Origin of the sequence: Acinetobacter sp. YH12201 (assembly GCF_013418145.1) — a bacterium.
Classification (GTDB): Bacteria; Pseudomonadota; Gammaproteobacteria; order Pseudomonadales; family Moraxellaceae; genus Acinetobacter.
Map to the genome: position 1 here is coordinate 86,076 of NZ_VPCP01000001.1, position 16,742 is coordinate 102,817.

The window sequence follows — 16,742 nt, forward strand, 5'->3', positions numbered from 1 at the left end:
ATGTGGTCGATTCTGGCACTGGGTGCAGTTGAACGGTTAATTCATCATGTGATTGATCTGGATGCCATTACCCGTATCCAGCTCAATCAGTTGCAAGGCAAGATGTTACGTGTGGTGATTGACTCACCGCAACTGTCTGTTGATGTGTTTTTTGACGAAAATAAAGTGCGCCTGGAACCGACCGTCACCGGTCAGGCAGAACGTCCGTCCATTTTTGAGCAACGCCCGTTTGACCCGCAACAAACATCTATGCCAGCCACCGCAACCTTACAGGTTAAAAATGTGGTTGAGCTAATCAAACTGCTGCTGGCAGATGATGTGGGTAATATTCCGCTGCAGGGTGACTATCACCTGTTACAGGATATTCAGCGCATTTTGCAACAGGCTGAACCGGATTTGGCTGCGCATTTAAGTCCGTGGATTGGCCCTGCCCTTGCCCATGAACTGGGTAAAATCCAGCTGGCACCGAAACTTTTAAAACGTTCCTTAGCAAGTTATTTATTCTTTGCTGAAGATGCGTTAAAAGAAGATACAGGTTTATTTGCTGCACGTTGGCAAATGGACGATCTGCAACAAGATACCCGAATTTTCAATCAAAATTTAGACCGTGCTGAAGCCAAGATTCAACAGCTTCAGGCACAGATTGATGCCGATTCAGATACACCCGCTTCATCTCAAGACTAGGTAATTACATTTATGATTCCGCACGTTTCACGTTTACTCGAACTTTGGCGCATCGCCGCGCACTATAGACTCGACACGTTGTTTCCTGCGGAAGAATTACCGGAAAAAGCCCGTCATGCTTTAAGTTTCATTCGCATGCACCCTGCAGCATGGTCAAGCCGTGAACGTAAAAATCCGCTTAAGCTGAAACAGGCTTTAGAAGAAATGGGACCGCTGGCGATTAAATTGGGACAGCTGCTTTCAACCCGTCGTGACCTGATGCCACCTGAAGTTTTACAGCAACTGGTCTTATTGCAAGACCGGGTCAAACCCTTTGACAGCAATGTAGCTAAAACACGAATTCAGCAATCGCTCAAAGCCGATGTAAATACATTGTTTGCACGTTTTGATGAACAACCGCTTGCCGCTGCCTCGATTGCACAAGTCCATACGGCTGCCCTGCATGATGGCCGCGAAGTGGTGGTGAAAGTCACCCGTCCCGACATTCGCACGCAAATTCTGCAAGATTTTGAAATTCTGGACTGGCTGGGAGCAGCGCTGGAAAAACGTCTGGAAGCCGCACGTGCCCTGCATTTATCGGAAATTATTCAGGACTATCGCCAGATCATTTTAAATGAGCTGGATTTGACCCTTGAAGCCGACAACACCCGTCGCATGCGCCATTATTTTACTGGCTCAAGCATGATGTATGTGCCTGAAGTGTATATGGACAGCAAAGATGTGATGGTGGCTGAACGCATCACCGGTGTTCCGATTTCCGATACCGCGACTTTTGACCAGATGGGTATGAATCGTGCGGAGCTGGCAGAAAAAGGTCTGACCATTTTCTTCACCCAGGTGTTCCGTGACAACTTTTTCCATGCCGACATGCACCCCGGTAACGTATTTGTCGAAACCATCAATCCTGCTAATCCGCGCTTTATTGCACTGGACTGTGCGATTATGGGTGAGCTCTCCAAGCATGACCAGATGACCGTAGCACGCATGTTACTTGCGGTCATGAACAGTAACTTCATGCAGCTGATTCAGATTGTGCACCAAGCTGGCTGGATTCCACCGGGTACCGACCAGGATGCTCTGGCCCGTGAAATGCGTCGCACCGTAGGTCCAATGGTATCAAAACCGATGAGCGAGTTGGACTTTGCCGGCATCCTGATTCAAGTGATGGATATCGCCCGCCGTTTCCATCTGGAAATTCCTCCGCAGCTGATGTTATTGCTGAAAACACTGGTTCATGTAGAAGGTTTGGGCACCGACCTCTACCCGGACCTTGATATCTGGAAACTGGCGAAACCGATTTTAACTGACTGGATCAAGGCCAACATGAATCCAGTGAAAAACATGAAGGAAATCGGCCAGCAGATTCCTGACCTTCTGCTGGGTGCGCAGGATTTACCAAGTTTGATGATTGACAGCCTGAATGGTTTAAAAAACCAGTCCGCCTGGCATTCCAAACAATTGCATGAACTGCAAAGCATGCGTCTGCAAATGGAACATCAGCAAAAACGCAGCTGGCTGTTTGGCAGTCTGATGGCGATTCTGCTTTCGATTGCAATTATTTCGCCATGGTATGTATCTATTATTCTGATCATACTTGCGAGCTTGCTGGCTGTCTGGCGAATTGCGAAATAAGATTCCCTATTCAAAAATAATATCAGCCCACTTATATGAGGGCTGAGTTTTTATTAATTTATCAATAAATTATTCAAGTATTATTTCATAATGATTTGTTGCATTTAGTTCAATTTAGGTGTTTTTTTCACTTATTTTTTAACCATTTTTTTGTTATAAAGTAAAGCATGACTCATAACTAAAACTTAGGCTTTAGGGAATACTATGTTTAATCGAACTTTTAAACTAACAACATTAGCAATTGCAACTTCATTATTGGCGGCTTGTGGCGGTGGGGGAAGTAGTTCGTCTACACCTGCTGCACCCACTATTAACGGTCTGGCTGTAGATGGGCCACTAGCAGGTGCTACAGTCACTTTCACTGAATGTAATAATGCTACCACAACAACAAAAAGTGACGGTACATTCACCTTCCCTCAGGGCTGTACATCAAGTCCTGTAACTGTCACTGGTGGTATCGATACAGCAACAGATTTACCGTTTACTGGAGAAATTAAAGCCCCTGCTCGTACAGCGACTGAGCAGAATACCATTGTGGTTTCGCCAATCACTACCCTGATTCAAGCCAGTATTGCAGCAGGAGCTACACCTGCTGAAGCAACGCAACAAATTGCAACGGCTTTGGGCTTAGCAGATAAAGATTTACTGTCAATTGATCCAATGAAAGATCAGGAAGTCTATGCCAAAACTGTTGCAGTGCAACAAATGGTTGAACAAATTCAAGCCGTTGTAACATCTCTAGGCGGTAGCACCACTCAAGCGGACTTAAATACTGTAGCATTTTCTGCATTACAAGCTGCATTGTCTGCTCCTACCTCAGATAATAACTTAACAAGCACAGCTACAATTACAGCTGCAATTTCAGCAACTGTAGAAGCAGTAAAAGAAGATTTACCAGCCGAGACCGCGGCAAACTTGGCAAATGTAAAAACCAACCTTTCAGCGTTAAGTGCTGAAGTCATTTCAAGCAATGTTCAAAAGGTTGAAACTGCGATTCAAAATGTACCTGCTGCAACATTCAGCCAAGGTACCGAGAGTATTAAAACAGTGACGCAAACTGCGGTGGTTGAAGCAAAACAGTCAGTTGCTGCGGAGAAAATTGTAACTGCTTTAGCTCCTCTGTTGACTGAAACACTTGATACAGAAACTACAGCGGCCCTTAAGGCAATCAGTTCAGCTGTTGCTTCTTCTAATACTACTGATACTACTCAAATTACTAATGCACTTGAGGAATTTGAAGCGGTTTCTAATATAACAATCCCTGCTGATGCTAAAACGACCGTTGAAAAAGCAAATTCATTCTATGCAGACTATTTAGAATTGAATGGCTTTAATGTACAGGGTGTAAACCAAACGATTACAGCACTAAATGCTTCACTCACTAGCCCGATTCAAGTACCAAGTTTAAATAACCTTTTAGTGGGTATCACTCCTATAGGTACATATACAACAACGGCTAGCCCAATTGCTGCTGCTGCTGCATTACACATTAGCACTGGCACTAAAACATTAACAATCTCTGCAAATAAGTTAAATCTTAACTTTAGTGCAGGTACATTAACTGCAGCTACCATTCCAGCAGGCACAGAGATTAAGGTTGATTCAACAATCAATAGCTTAAAAACCACCTTCACCGTAAATGCTGATCAAAGTGTACTAAGTAACGGTAAAATTGCGCTAAATACAGCGACTTTAGGTTCGTTGTCAGCATCTTTAGCAACTCAGCTCAACAATTTTAGCTTAAAAGGTGACACTGTTACCGTGACTGCAGTCATTAAGGCAGCACCAATTATTGCTATTAACAATGGTAGTCCTGCTGTTGCACCTAAATACACTTTAGGTACAACTGATGGATCAGGTGTATCGGCTAAATTTAAAGTAACGCAATAATTGAAACTAAAGAGCTGCTGCAAAGCAGCTCTTTTTTATCATCTGGAAAAAATATGAAGAAAATATCTGCCATTCTGGGATTATTTTTAGGTGGTACTGCTATTGCTTACGCTGCTCCGAATGATCCGTATCTAAATGCAAAAAACTTTAATGCTCCTGCTTCTACACTGCAAATAGATCTTGCCGTGGACGCAGTCAATGACAGCATTGATATATTTAATATGCGTGAAAGCGAAGGGGTCAGTGATAGCTCAGCTGGAGATTACCAAGGTTTTCATTTGTCTGGTCAGTATGAACTAAATCCCCAGTGGTCCATTGAAGCAAGCTACTGGCAACGTGAAATTGAATACCGTCAGGATAGCAACAAAATTGACAGTGCCTTGCTCGCCTTACGTTACACGCCGGAACTACAGCTGAAAAAGCGCGATGCATTAAGTTTCCGTGCCAGCCTCTGGGGTAATACTGCAGATACCCTATCTAAATCCAGTCCAACCTTGGTGAATCAGCAAACCTTTAATCAGGTTCAGGTACACAGCCCAGAAGACCTTCAGCTACAGCTCGATGCCATCTTCTCGCGTAAACTTGATCCGATGAACCAGCTCAATGCTTTTGCCAGTGTAGGTTATAGCAAAGTAAAAGTCAGCAATGTTGACCTTCAGGCTAAGCTGGCAGGCTGCTTAATGGACATCTCAGTCAATGACAGTAATCAATATAATGCACAGTTGGCTCAGCCTTGCTCAAAAGATGGTATTACTATCAATGAGTTGAACATTCAAGGTAATGCCAACGAGTTTGGTTTTGATATCGAGAAAGACCTGAATTACGATAGTTATTATGCAGGCCTAGGCGGCTCATGGAACTGGCGCTATAAACAGTTTGAAAGCCAAATTGCCTATCAATATCAGCGTTTATGGCGTAACGATATTGATGATCGCGTGAGTAATTTTGGTAATACCGCGATTAAAGACAACCATACACTTGGCGTAAAATTCAGCTACGATTTCACTCCACAGATCACTGCTTTCTTGCAGGGTGAAATCTATCAGAACAACTTTGTTGGCAATATTCCCTTTCTCTATAACGGGGTCACGGCATCACGCCTAGATAAACGTTATGGACTGGCTTCTTTAGGGCTCAATATCCGTATGTTCTAGGCTTAAAATCCTTTTAAAAAACCGTTTATCGATCCGCAGCTTTACGTAAGATGCGGATTTTTATTTTTACTGACTCATCAGTCATTCACTGAATGATCTCGCCATTGTTGCGTACCCCAGACAGATTAGAATAACAGTACACCTGTAGATTGAATGATAGATCATGATGCAAATCTTGCAAAAACGCCCTTCTTCTCTAAATGTCCGTGCTGGCCGGTTGGCACGCCAACTCATTGAAAAAGAAGGTTTGCAGGCGAATTTTGTCGATATTGTTCCCGGTGCAGCAGGTGGCCCCAAAGGCCTTGGCATTCAAGGCCTCGATCAAGCCATTTTTGGCGATTTCCTGGCACAAGCGCCACGGCGCAGAACCTTGATTGGTTCATCCATCGGTAGCTGGCGCTTTGCCAGTATTGCTGCATGGGGTGCGAAGGAAGGCACCGAACGCCTTGCGGAGCTTTATACCAACCTGCATTTCCATAAAAAAATGTCACGGCAGGAAGTGGGGCAAATTTGCCATAACATGCTGCTCGATCTGGTGCAAGGCAAAGAACAGCAGCTGGTTGAGCATCCGGACTATCATCTGACCGTCATCTCGGTCAAAGCCCAGCACATTTTCCAGAGTGACAGATCCCTGCCTTTACTGGCATCGGTTGCCGGCATTATTGGCAGTAATGCCGTGGCACGTAAGCACAACCGTCTGTTTATGCAAAGGGTAATCAGCCAACCGGAAATGGGGACACAATTTAAAGTCGATGATGATTTTACCACGCATTATCAGCCTTTAAATCTCAGCAATGTCACCTCCTGGCTGATGGCTTCTGCGTCTATCCCTGGAGTGATGGCGGCAATCCGCGATATTCCCGATGCACCGAAAGGCAGTTACCGTGATGGCGGTTTAATTGATTATCACCTTGATCTGCCGTTTCAGAGCCAAGGCATTGTGCTATATCCGCATTTTAGCGACAGCATTACTCCGGGCTGGTTTGACAAAATGTTGAAAAAGCGCAAGGCTAATCCGGAAAATCAGGCACGCACCTTATTGCTTTCCCCCTCAATCGAATATTTACAGTCCCTACCACTCGGTCGTTTGCCGGATCGTAAAGATTTCACTTTAAAAGGGCTGGACCAGAAACAGCGGATTCAAATGTGGAATCAGTCGATAGCAGAAAGCCAGCGCATGGGGGATGAGTTTTTGGAAATGGTGGAAAAACAGAATTTTCCGCAGCTGATGCAGGATTTATAAAATCAAGTAGAGGAAAAACTATAGGCGCTTGATTAAGTGAATCAGTTTATTTTCCTATGCTTGGAATATTATAAAATTCTTGGTGAATAAAGCATCTGAACCGTTTGAATCAGAAATCAAAAGGTTCATACGTATATTTTTTTCTCAAACAGTCGCTAATCACGTACACTATACAGCTGCGATTTTGATTCGCTGTTTTCCATTTTGAACATATTTTTGGTGAAATTCTCATGAACAACGCGCAATGGCTCGATGAAGTAAAATTTAACGAACAAGGTCTGATCCCTGCCATTGCCCAGCATCATCAAAGCGGACGTGTCCTGATGGTGGCCTGGATGAACCGTGAGGCTTTGGCACTCACTGCCGAGAAAAATCAGGCCGTATATTTCTCCCGTTCACGCAACAAGTTATGGCACAAAGGTGAAGAATCCGGTCATTTCCAGACTGTGCATGAAATCCGTCTGGACTGTGATGCCGACGTGATTGTGTTGCAGATTGAACAGCACGGCGGTATTGCCTGTCACACTGGTCGTGAATCATGTTTTTATCGCAAATTGACCGCAAATGGCTGGGAAATTGTCGATGCACAGTTGAAAGATCCAAGCCAGATTTATGCTGAAAAATCAACCAATCCACATACTCTGGCCATGAATGCCTCGACTGCCCAGTCTGAAGAGGTCGAAGTTCTGGATTATTTGGGCCAGATGATGGCAGAGCGCAAGAAAGCCGACCCGGATTCATCTTATGTCGCCAAACTGTATCACAAAGGCTTGAACAAAATTCTGGAAAAAGTCGGTGAAGAAAGCGTTGAAACCATCATCGCAGCCAAAGATTTTAAATCTGAAGCCAATACAGACAATAAAAACGACCTGATTTACGAAGTTGCCGATTTATGGTTCCACACCATTGTGATGCTGGGTTATTTCGACCTCGACCCACAACTGGTATTAAACGAGCTGGCGCGTCGCCAAGGCCTGTCTGGCCTGGTGGAAAAAGCCAATCGTCAGCATTAATTCAGTCTTTACCGTGTCAGTATCTAAAAAGCCTAATCCCACCTATGAGCAAGCGCTTGCTATAGATAATGCACGTCTAGGCAATTCCTTCAAAGTGATTGCCTATGCTGGCACAGGTAAAACCACTACCCTGCAAATGATCAGTGATGCCATGCCCGAGCGCCGTGGCATGTATCTGGCATTTAACAAAGCCATTGCAGCAGAAGCACAAAGTAAATTTCATCGCAATGTCGACTGCCGGACCTTTCACTCGCTGGCTTTTCGCAGTGTGCCACGCGGTGTCACCGACAAACTGCGCTTGCCGCGTTTAAGTCCGAGCTTTATTGCCAAGGAATACTGGCTACAACCGATTACCCTGCGCCGAATGATGGGCGGCCGTTATGAAAAATATGTCATGATGCCGTCACGTCTCGCCAGTCTGGTAGCCAATGCCGTCAGCTATTTCTGCTCAACCAGTTCGCAGTATCCGGCACCGCGACATCTGCAGGCACCGAGCTGGTTGCATCCGGACGATATTGAAGAATTGCAGAAGCATCTTTATCCGGCCATTGAACGGCGCTGGTTAGAATCGATTGATCCCAATCATCAGGCCGGTATTGGGCATGATATTTATCTAAAGCTTTGGGCCTTGTCTGAACCGAATATTCCTGCAGACTATGTATTGTTTGATGAAGCACAAGATGCCGACCCGCTTATGCTCGGAATTTTGCTGCGTCAAAGAAATACCCAGGTCATTTATGTCGGCGATGCCCATCAACAAATTTATGCTTGGCGTGGTGCGGTCAATGCCATGCAACAGCTACCGCTGCCTGAATCGCGCCTGACCACCTCGTTCCGTTTTGGTGAAGAGATTGCCTTAAATGCCAACGCCATTTTAGGTGCATTAAACGAAACCGTGCCCTTGCTCGGCAACCCGTTACTGAATTCCAAAGTGGTGAATAAACCGCATACCAAACAGCGCGATGCAATTTTGTGCCGTACCAATGCCCGCGCGATGGAATTGCTGCTTTCAGGACTGGTGCATGGTGACAAGGTCAGTTTGCAGGCCGATCATGTCAGACTAAACCGTTTTGTTGATGCAGCCAGTATGCTGAAACAGGGCCGCCGTGTCACCGATGTACCCGAACTGGCTTGGTTTAATTCCTGGCATGATGTGCATGAATACTGTGAAACTAATGATGGCAGTGACATTAAACCACTGGTGAAACTGGTGGATGATCACGGCACCGATCCATTAAAACGGGCGCTGGCCAAAATCACCCCGATTGAACAGGCCGACTACATTATTTCGACCGCACACAAAGCCAAAGGCCTGGAATGGGACCGTGTGCATATCGAAGATGACTATCAGTTTAAAGTCAATGAAAAAGACCATAAAATTAGTGACGAAGAGTTACGATTGCTTTACGTGGCTTGTACACGTGCTAAAGTAAATTTAAATATTCACCACATTTACGATTTGCTGCAACAGCTGAAAAAGCAAATGCCGGTCTCGCTGCGGAAAGCTGTGGGAGAATAAGTTTCGCTTTAGCTGCAAGGCAGGTGTTTTATGAAAATTGACTCCATTCAACTCAAACATGCACTTCATTTTGCCGATCTCAAGCTGAAATTTAATGACAAACCCATCACCCTGATTTTGGGCGATCAAAGCTCCGGTAAAACCGGCATTTTAAAATTCACCTATCAGGCACTCACCTGGTTTGCATCCCGTTATAAAGACTCGCGTGCTGCCGGTGTGGTCATGCAGGACCAGGACATCATGTTTACCCGCCTGCAATCCAAAATTGATATTCGGGTTCAGATTCCTCCAGATATTGGGACTTTAAATGCCTCTAGCGAAGCTGGAGACAAGCCCCTGACGACGTGTGACTGGCAGATTTATAAAACTTTAAATAGTCATGGCATTGGCACCAGCAAAGCCGAAACCCAGCAATTAGACAATCTGGTGGAACTCTATCATAACGCGCTGAAGCACGATCAGCAGCAAGGCTTGCCCTTAATTGCCTATTATCCGGCAGAACGTTTTGTCCATGAAATGAATATTCAGAGCAAAAATAATCCTGTGGTGTTTCAGACTTCACATGCCTATGAAATTTCCAGCATTCCCTATACCACCTTTAGCCGTTTCTTTGAATGGTTTCGTGAAATCAGCGATATTGAAAATGCTCAGATTGCGCAGCTGTTTCAACAGCTCATTACCAATTCGTCCATCCAGAAAAATAAAGACAAAGATTTTTTACAGCAATTGGTCAATGCCCAAAAGCAAATGAATGCGCCGAGTCTGGACGCTTTAAAACAGGCTTTGAGCACCGTTCTTCCCAATTTTGAAGACATTTATGTGCAGTATCAGCCTAAATTGCAACTGATGGTGAGTTATGCGGGAAAAATCATGCTCTATCAGCAACTTTCCAACAGTGTTAAAAACTGGATCGCCCTGATGGGAGATATTGTACGGCGTTTGTGCCTGCTCAATCCCAAAAGTTTATATCCCTGTCTGGAAGGTGACGGCATTTTGCTGATTGATGCCATTGATCACCAGCTGGATCAAAATACCTCGCAAGTGATTTTGCAGCGCCTGCATCAGGCTTTTCCGCGCCTGCAAATTATTGCCACTGGCAACCGCACTGAATTATTGGAACATGCAGCTGAATATCAATGTTTAAAACTGGAGCATAAACAGCTGTTTGATATGCAGCTACAGCCGTTACAGGAAAAGTTTGACACGATTTATGAAAATCTGGTGTTTAATGAGGAAGTGATTGAAGCCGATGCCTTAACTGAGCCTGAATCAGAAAGCATGACCCCACAAAGCCTGTTAGAGCAGATCCAGCAATATTTAACACCCGAACAACAAACAGAATTATTGCACTTAATGCAACAAAAGGATGATACATCGTCCTCTCATCCTATACCCTGAGCCAAAAGATGGAATCGTATTACAAAATAGTCAGCATCTTTAAAAATCCGGTTTCAGGGATTCATCTGGCCAAACACGCTACGCCCTTCAAGCATAGAGAGGCGTATAATAAGTAGAGGTTGTTGACCCATCATTTATGCACTATCAACAGCCCCGAGTGTGTGCGCAAAAATAATCGATGTTGTTTTACTCATGCAATAAGATCATGTATATTTAAAGTTTAATAGTAAAATCCGATTCTACTATGACTTTTTTACAGGTTGCGCAACACAGCTTGTTTTTCATTTTTTAACTCAAACCGGCTTTCAAGATTGAGAAGTTTGGATTGTTCTTTGCATTCCTGTAATCCTTGGAAGATAAGATTCACGCTTAGGTGTTTATAGCCTAACTCACGACTTTGGATATGAGTGTGCTACCGATTATTATTTTGCTACCGTTAGTACTAGGCACAACCCTTGTCTCGTGGCTGAAATTTTCACGCGGGCTAACGGCTTTAGCCGCCTTAGGGGTCAGCCTGAGTAGTCTGACTCTGTTACTGCTGCAAGCCAAAGATGTGTTTAATGGCGGAACAATGACACAAAGCTGGGCCTGGTTACCCCAGTTAGGCATTGACTTAAGCTTTCGTCTGGATGCCTTAGGCCTGTTGTTTTGCTTGCTGATTAGCGGGATCGGAACGCTGATTTATATTTATGCCTATTATTATTTAAATCCTAGAAATTCTCTAAGCAAACTCTATCTTCTGCTGATGCTGTTCATGGCCTCCATGCTCGGGATCTCTCTTTCTAACAATTTAATTTTACTGCTTATTTTTTGGGAACTGACCAGTATTTCCTCCTTCCTGCTGGTGGGTTACTGGAGCAATTACGAAGCTGCACAACGTGGTTCACGTATGGCTCTGACCATTACCGGTATGGGTGGTCTGGCCATGCTGGGTGGTTTCATTCTGCTCGGTCAAATCACCGGAACCTATCAGATTGACCAGATTTTGACGATGAAGAATCAAATTCAAAGTCACTCGCTATTTGTTCCAAGCTTGCTGCTGATTTTACTGGGTGCCTTTACTAAAAGTGCCCAGTTCCCGTTTCACTTCTGGCTGCCGAATGCCATGGCAGCTCCGACGCCGGTTTCAGCCTATTTGCACTCTGCCACCATGGTCAAAGCCGGAATTTTCCTGCTGGCACGTTTTACGCCAATTTTTGTCGGTGCAGCGCTGTATCACAATATTGTGACTTTCGTGGGCTTGTTCACCTTATGTATGGCTGCCTTCTTTGCCATTTTCAAGGAAGACTTAAAAGGCTTATTGGCTTACTCCACCATCAGTCATTTAGGCTTGATTGTGTGCTTACTGGGATTAGGTTCACCACTGGCAATTGCTGCTGCCATTTTCCATATTATTAATCACGCCACCTTTAAAGCGGCTTTGTTCATGATTGCCGGGATCATTGACCATGAAACCGGAACCCGTGATTTGCGTAAGCTTAGTGGGATCTGGCAACTCCTGCCCTTTACTGCCACCCTGACCATGATCACCGCCGCCTCTATGGCCGGTGTGCCGCTGACCAATGGCTTCCTGTCGAAGGAAATGTTCTTTACTGAACTATTGGCCAGCCTTTCAGGTCCTGTGCTTATTGTTTCTGCCATTCTGGCAACCCTAGCCGGAATTTTTGCAGTCGCTTATTCGGTACGTTTAGTGCATGGGGTATTTTTCGATGGTCCGATTGGCGCAGGGGTCCCGAACCGGCAAGCACATGAGCCGCCCTTGGGTATGCGCGTACCCGCCATACTGCTGGCGGTTTTATGTATTCTGGTCGGCCTGATACCTGCACTGCTGGTGGAAAATATTGTCAACGTAACTGCACGTGCCAGCACTCAAGTGTCTGACTTTGCCGGTAGCCATTTGGCCATCTGGCATGGTTTTAACCTGCCTTTAGTGATGAGTATTGTTGCACTTTTGGGCGGAATCATTTTCTATTTTGCTTTGGCCAAAGGCGGTCGCATTCGGGAAATTGATCTCGATCCTGTGCTTGGAAAATTTCAGGGCAGAGTGCTATTTGATTTATTTTTAAAACATCTGTTACTGAGTTCACGCAAGTTCAAACGGCAAACTGAAAATGGTTCACTGCAAAGCTATCTGATGTGGATTGTAGTGTTTAGTGGTGCTTTGCTGACTATGCCCTTTATCAATCAAGGCCTGACCACTGGTACACGTGAACTCGTCCATGCGCCAGCAATTGCCATTGTGTTGTGGCTGCTCTTATTCTCAGCCTGCTGGATGATGCTGTGGTTTCACCATGAACGAATTAAGGCCGTGCTGATTAGTGGTGCGGTCGGACTTGTCGTGACCCTAGTGTTTGTGACCTTGTCTGCACCTGATCTGGCCCTCACCCAAATCACGGTCGATGTGGTCACGACGGTATTGCTACTGATGAGCCTGTCCTTACTGCCACAGCTCACTCCTTATGAGTCCAGCGTTTCACGGCGCTGGCGCGATGCCCTGATTGCTATTGGGGGTGGTCTGGGGATTGGCTGGATTAGCTGGCTAATGCTGACCCGTGACCACAACTCGATTTCATGGTTCTTTCTGCAGCAGTCACTGCCACTCGGTGGCGGTTCCAATGTGGTCAACGTAATTCTGGTCGACTTCCGTGGTTTCGATACCTTTGGGGAGATTACCGTACTGGGTATTGCTGCAATTGGCGCACTGTGTTTAATGGATGGCATGCGTGCGCACGGCACCACCATTACCCAGGGCCTGACCTACCGCTTTAATCCCTCTCCGCTGATGTTCCGTATTACTGCATCCTGGGTATTGCCTCTGGCTCTGGTGGTGAGCCTGTATATCTTCCTGCGTGGCCATAACCTGCCCGGTGGTGGTTTTATTGCCGGTCTGATTACCGCTTTGGCCCTGGTGATCCAGTACATTGCCTTAGGACAAGACCAAGCTGAACAGATGCTCAGAGCCAAATCCGGCCGCCTATATGAAATTTGGATTGGTTCAGGTCTAAGCATTGCAGGACTGACCGGACTCGCTGCCTGGTTCTGGGGACGTCCCTTCCTGACCAGTGCCCATGTGCATATCGCTCCGCCCCTGTTAGGTGATATACATTTGGCATCCGCTGCATTATTTGATGTCGGGGTTTATGTCACCGTCGTGGGTGCCACCATGTTGATGATTTCCGTCCTGGGTGACTCACGCCACTCCAGCATGTCTGGTCCAGTATTGAAGGGGGAATAAAATGATTAGTCTAGAGTTTTTACTTGCCTCTGCCATTGGTTTACTGGTTGCCACGGGAATTTACCTGATCTTGCGTGCACGTACTTTTCCCGTGGTTTTAGGACTGGCCATGATTGGCTATGCGGTCAATCTGTTCCTGTTTGCCATGGGACGAATTCAGATCAATGCCCCGGCTATACTGACTGAAACCAGCAAAGTGACCGATCCTTTACCTCAAGCGCTAGTCTTGACAGCCATTGTGATCGGTTTTGCCACCACGGCCTTTATTGTCCAGCTGGCTTTACGCAGCCGTTATGAAAGCGGTACCGACCATGTCGACTCAAAAGAAGAAATTACCCCGATTGACCCGCGTGAGGATGAGCCTTAATGAATGCCTTCATCCAGTTCTGGACTGAACACACCCCAATATTTAGCATTTTAATTCCGGCATTTACCGGTTTCTTACTGGTTCTTTTGGGTAATCCCGGCAAAGGTTCATTAGCACACGACTGGCGACAACCTTGGCGTCGTGGCATCAGCTACGTCTCTTCAATCCTGGGCTTAGGCACTGCCATCGTGTATTTAATCTTCGCCAGCAGCGGGCAAATTAGCACCTACAGCCTCAGTGAATGGGCTGCACCCTTCGGTATTGTGCTGGTTCTGGATCAGCTTTCCGCACTGATGCTGGTGCTGACCTACGCTCTGGCTACACCCATCTTATGGTTTGCCAGTCATGCATGGGATACTCAAGGGCGTTATTTCCATGCCATGTTCCATTTTTTGCTCATGGGCTTGTGCGGTGCATTCCTGACCGGCGATTTATTTAATTTATTCGTATTCTTTGAAATCCTGTTGATGGCCTCTTATGTCCTGCTGCTACACGGACAAGGCAAGGCCCGTTTTCAACTCGGCGTTCACTACGTCACCATCAACCTGCTGGCCTCTGCGCTGTTCCTAATTGGCTTAGGCATGATCTACGGCAGCGTCGGTAGTTTAAACATGACCGATGTTGCACGTTTAATCCCGCTGTTAGAACGAGACCAGCATATCTTGGCAGCTGCAGGTGGCTTATTGTTATTTGTGGTTTTTGGCATCAAGGCTGCCATGTTGCCAGTCGGGTTTTGGCTACCAAAAACCTATGCCGTAGCCACCACTCCAGTCGCTGCCATTTTCACCATTATGACTAAAGTCGGCATTTATGCCATTCTTCGAGTCAATGGCACGATTTTTGATGATGATTTCAGTCAGGATATTCTGGCCAACTGGTTACTTCCGATCGGTTTGGTCACCTCGATTTATGGCGTGATTGGTGCCATTGGCGCGGAACGTTTACGCCGTTTTGTCGGCTTTATGATTTTATCTTCGATTGGCACGCTGCTGATTGCCATTTCATTATTTAATACATTGGCCTGGGCTGCAGGACTGTATTATCTGGTGCATAGCACCATTATTGGCGCTGCGTTTTATCTGCTCTGTGGCTGGATTACCTCACAGCGCGGTACATTCAAAGATCATTTCAACATCGCTCCGAAAATGAAACAGCACAAAGCAGTGTCCCTTACCTTCTTTTTCATTGCCTTGATGATGGCGGGTTTACCGCCTTTTAGCGGCTTTTTAGGCAAGGTTTTTATCTTGCAGGCGACTTCACATTCCCCTTATCAGGGGGTGATTATTGCGGTGGTGCTGCTGGTGAGTTTACTCAGCATTATTGCCTTTACCCGGGTGGGATTCATTCTGTTCTGGCGTGCCAGCAAACCTGAAGATCAAGCGGAAACCGAAGCATTTAAAGCATATCAAGCCATACCCAATCATGCCCCGATACGCAATGACAAAACCATTTATCTGCTGTTGTCAGGCTTGGTACTCTATATGGTTTGCGCAAATCCGATTCAGCAATACATGTTTAAAACGGCTGAACAGATCCAGAATAATGCTGTGTATGAAGATACAATTTTATACAAAGATGACCTAAATCAGGTGATTAGCGTACAGCCCTATAATCCTGAAAATTTACCTGAAACCAAATATGGCGGTGAAACCGTCGATCCGAATGCGCATCTGATTCCGTATATCATCTCGAAAAAGACTTTAGAAGGTGAGCACATTTCAGAATATAAACAACGCCAGATCAGGCAGCAGCAAGACCAGCAAACTGCTGATCCGGATGATGCCAAACTCAAGCCTATGGAGCCTTAAACATGCAAAAAACATCGTTTTTGGACCGCTGGCTGCCGCATCCCTTCGTCTCCGTGATTGTGGCCTTAAGCTGGATCATGCTGGCGCATAGTCTGGATCTGGCAACCTTGCTGATGGCCTTATTGCTGGGCATTGCTATTCCATATCTAGTCAAACCGTTTATTGGCAACACCCCAAATATTCACTGGATTCTGGCTATCAAATTATTCTTTGTGGTGTTATGGGACATTATTGTTTGTAATATTAAAGTAGCCAAACAGGTGCTTGGTCCCACCCATAAACTGCATCCGAAATGGTTTCGTGTGCCTCTGGAAACCCAGCATGAACAGGTCAATGTATTGCTGGCCCTGATTATTACCACTACGCCGGGTACCGTAACTGCAGGGATCGATCACGATCGTGGTGATATTCTGGTTCACGCCCTGAGTACCGATAATGCAGAGATCGATATTATCGAAATTAAAAATCGTTATGAAAAAGCACTGATCGAAATTTTTGATGTGGAATTAGGAGAAGATTCATGAGTATTTTGCCTTATGCACTTGGTCTGTGTATGGTTGCAATCACCATTTCCATGTTTCTTTGTCTGATCCGTATGGTGATTGGCCCTTCCATCGTGGACCGGCTTTTAGCACTGGATACCCTGTTTCTGAATGCGACCTGTCTGGTGGTCATTCTGGGTATCTACTGGGCAAGCACCTCCTTATTTGAAGGAGCTTTATTGGTTGCCATGCTTGGATTTGTGTCCACCGCAGCCTTGGCACGCTACTTTACCACTGGCCATGTGGTCGATTAGGAG

General features: G+C 45.7%; 13 protein-coding genes. All 13 read left to right on the forward strand.

Annotated features, from left to right (window positions below; all coding sequences use genetic code 11):
* Complete coding sequence (locus tag FTU91_RS00385) at positions 1-684, forward strand: SCP2 domain-containing protein (RefSeq protein ID WP_180080170.1); 684 nt, start codon at positions 1-3, stop codon at positions 682-684.
* A 12-nt stretch (positions 685-696) separates the two neighbouring features.
* Positions 697-2,316 (forward strand): AarF/ABC1/UbiB kinase family protein, encoded by a 1,620-nt coding sequence (locus tag FTU91_RS00390; protein ID WP_180080173.1) that lies wholly within the window; start codon positions 697-699, stop codon positions 2,314-2,316.
* 204 nt (positions 2,317-2,520) lie between these two features.
* Positions 2,521-4,206, forward strand: coding sequence for a hypothetical protein (locus FTU91_RS00395; RefSeq protein WP_180080175.1), 1,686 nt, complete (start codon positions 2,521-2,523; stop codon positions 4,204-4,206).
* Between the two features lie 53 nt (positions 4,207-4,259).
* A complete protein-coding gene (locus FTU91_RS00400; RefSeq protein WP_086195224.1) occupies positions 4,260-5,360 on the forward strand; it encodes an autotransporter outer membrane beta-barrel domain-containing protein in 1,101 nt (366 codons plus the stop codon).
* A 163-nt stretch (positions 5,361-5,523) separates the two neighbouring features.
* On the forward strand, positions 5,524-6,603 hold the full coding sequence (locus tag FTU91_RS00405; RefSeq protein ID WP_180080178.1) for a patatin-like phospholipase family protein: 1,080 nt from the start codon (positions 5,524-5,526) through the stop codon (positions 6,601-6,603).
* Positions 6,604-6,833: 230 nt separating this feature from the next.
* Positions 6,834-7,616, forward strand: coding sequence for a bifunctional phosphoribosyl-AMP cyclohydrolase/phosphoribosyl-ATP diphosphatase HisIE (gene hisIE, locus FTU91_RS00410; RefSeq protein ID WP_180080181.1), 783 nt, complete (start codon positions 6,834-6,836; stop codon positions 7,614-7,616).
* A gap of 13 nt (positions 7,617-7,629) precedes the next feature.
* The gene (locus FTU91_RS00415) at positions 7,630-9,135 is read left to right on the forward strand and encodes a 3'-5' exonuclease (protein WP_180080184.1); all 1,506 of its coding nucleotides are present in this window, start codon (positions 7,630-7,632) and stop codon (positions 9,133-9,135) included.
* Positions 9,136-9,165: 30 nt separating this feature from the next.
* Positions 9,166-10,533, forward strand: a complete 1,368-nt coding sequence (locus FTU91_RS00420; RefSeq protein WP_180080187.1) for an AAA family ATPase — start codon at positions 9,166-9,168, stop codon at positions 10,531-10,533.
* A gap of 397 nt (positions 10,534-10,930) precedes the next feature.
* Entirely contained in the window at positions 10,931-13,768 is a 2,838-nt protein-coding gene (locus tag FTU91_RS00425) for a monovalent cation/H+ antiporter subunit A (protein ID WP_180080190.1), read from the forward strand.
* A gap of 1 nt (position 13,769) precedes the next feature.
* A complete protein-coding gene (locus tag FTU91_RS00430) occupies positions 13,770-14,135 on the forward strand; it encodes a Na+/H+ antiporter subunit C (protein ID WP_166169527.1) in 366 nt (121 codons plus the stop codon).
* Positions 14,135-15,943, forward strand: a complete 1,809-nt coding sequence (locus FTU91_RS00435) for a monovalent cation/H+ antiporter subunit D (protein WP_180080193.1) — start codon at positions 14,135-14,137, stop codon at positions 15,941-15,943. The genes FTU91_RS00430 and FTU91_RS00435 overlap by 1 nt, the downstream gene beginning before the upstream one ends.
* Positions 15,944-15,945: 2 nt before the next feature.
* Complete coding sequence (locus FTU91_RS00440) at positions 15,946-16,467, forward strand: Na+/H+ antiporter subunit E (RefSeq protein ID WP_086195216.1); 522 nt, start codon at positions 15,946-15,948, stop codon at positions 16,465-16,467.
* Positions 16,464-16,739, forward strand: a complete 276-nt coding sequence (locus tag FTU91_RS00445) for a monovalent cation/H+ antiporter subunit F (protein WP_086195215.1) — start codon at positions 16,464-16,466, stop codon at positions 16,737-16,739. The genes FTU91_RS00440 and FTU91_RS00445 overlap by 4 nt, the downstream gene beginning before the upstream one ends.
* Positions 16,740-16,742: the final 3 nt, after the last annotated feature.

What these genes read in the sequence shown, in the direction of transcription:
- FTU91_RS00390 (WP_180080173.1), top strand. Translation starts at nt 697, where the DNA reads ATGATTCCGCACGTTTCACGTTTACTCGAACTTTGGCGCATCGCCGCG.
- FTU91_RS00420 (WP_180080187.1), top strand. Translation starts at nt 9,166, where the DNA reads ATGAAAATTGACTCCATTCAACTCAAACATGCACTTCATTTTGCCGAT.
- hisIE (WP_180080181.1), top strand. Translation starts at nt 6,834, where the DNA reads ATGAACAACGCGCAATGGCTCGATGAAGTAAAATTTAACGAACAAGGT.
- FTU91_RS00385 (WP_180080170.1), top strand. Translation starts at nt 1, where the DNA reads ATGTGGTCGATTCTGGCACTGGGTGCAGTTGAACGGTTAATTCATCAT.
- FTU91_RS00400 (WP_086195224.1), top strand. Translation starts at nt 4,260, where the DNA reads ATGAAGAAAATATCTGCCATTCTGGGATTATTTTTAGGTGGTACTGCT.
- FTU91_RS00440 (WP_086195216.1), top strand. Translation starts at nt 15,946, where the DNA reads ATGCAAAAAACATCGTTTTTGGACCGCTGGCTGCCGCATCCCTTCGTC.
- FTU91_RS00445 (WP_086195215.1), top strand. Translation starts at nt 16,464, where the DNA reads ATGAGTATTTTGCCTTATGCACTTGGTCTGTGTATGGTTGCAATCACC.
- FTU91_RS00395 (WP_180080175.1), top strand. Translation starts at nt 2,521, where the DNA reads ATGTTTAATCGAACTTTTAAACTAACAACATTAGCAATTGCAACTTCA.
- FTU91_RS00405 (WP_180080178.1), top strand. Translation starts at nt 5,524, where the DNA reads ATGATGCAAATCTTGCAAAAACGCCCTTCTTCTCTAAATGTCCGTGCT.
- FTU91_RS00435 (WP_180080193.1), top strand. Translation starts at nt 14,135, where the DNA reads ATGAATGCCTTCATCCAGTTCTGGACTGAACACACCCCAATATTTAGC.
- FTU91_RS00430 (WP_166169527.1), top strand. Translation starts at nt 13,770, where the DNA reads ATGATTAGTCTAGAGTTTTTACTTGCCTCTGCCATTGGTTTACTGGTT.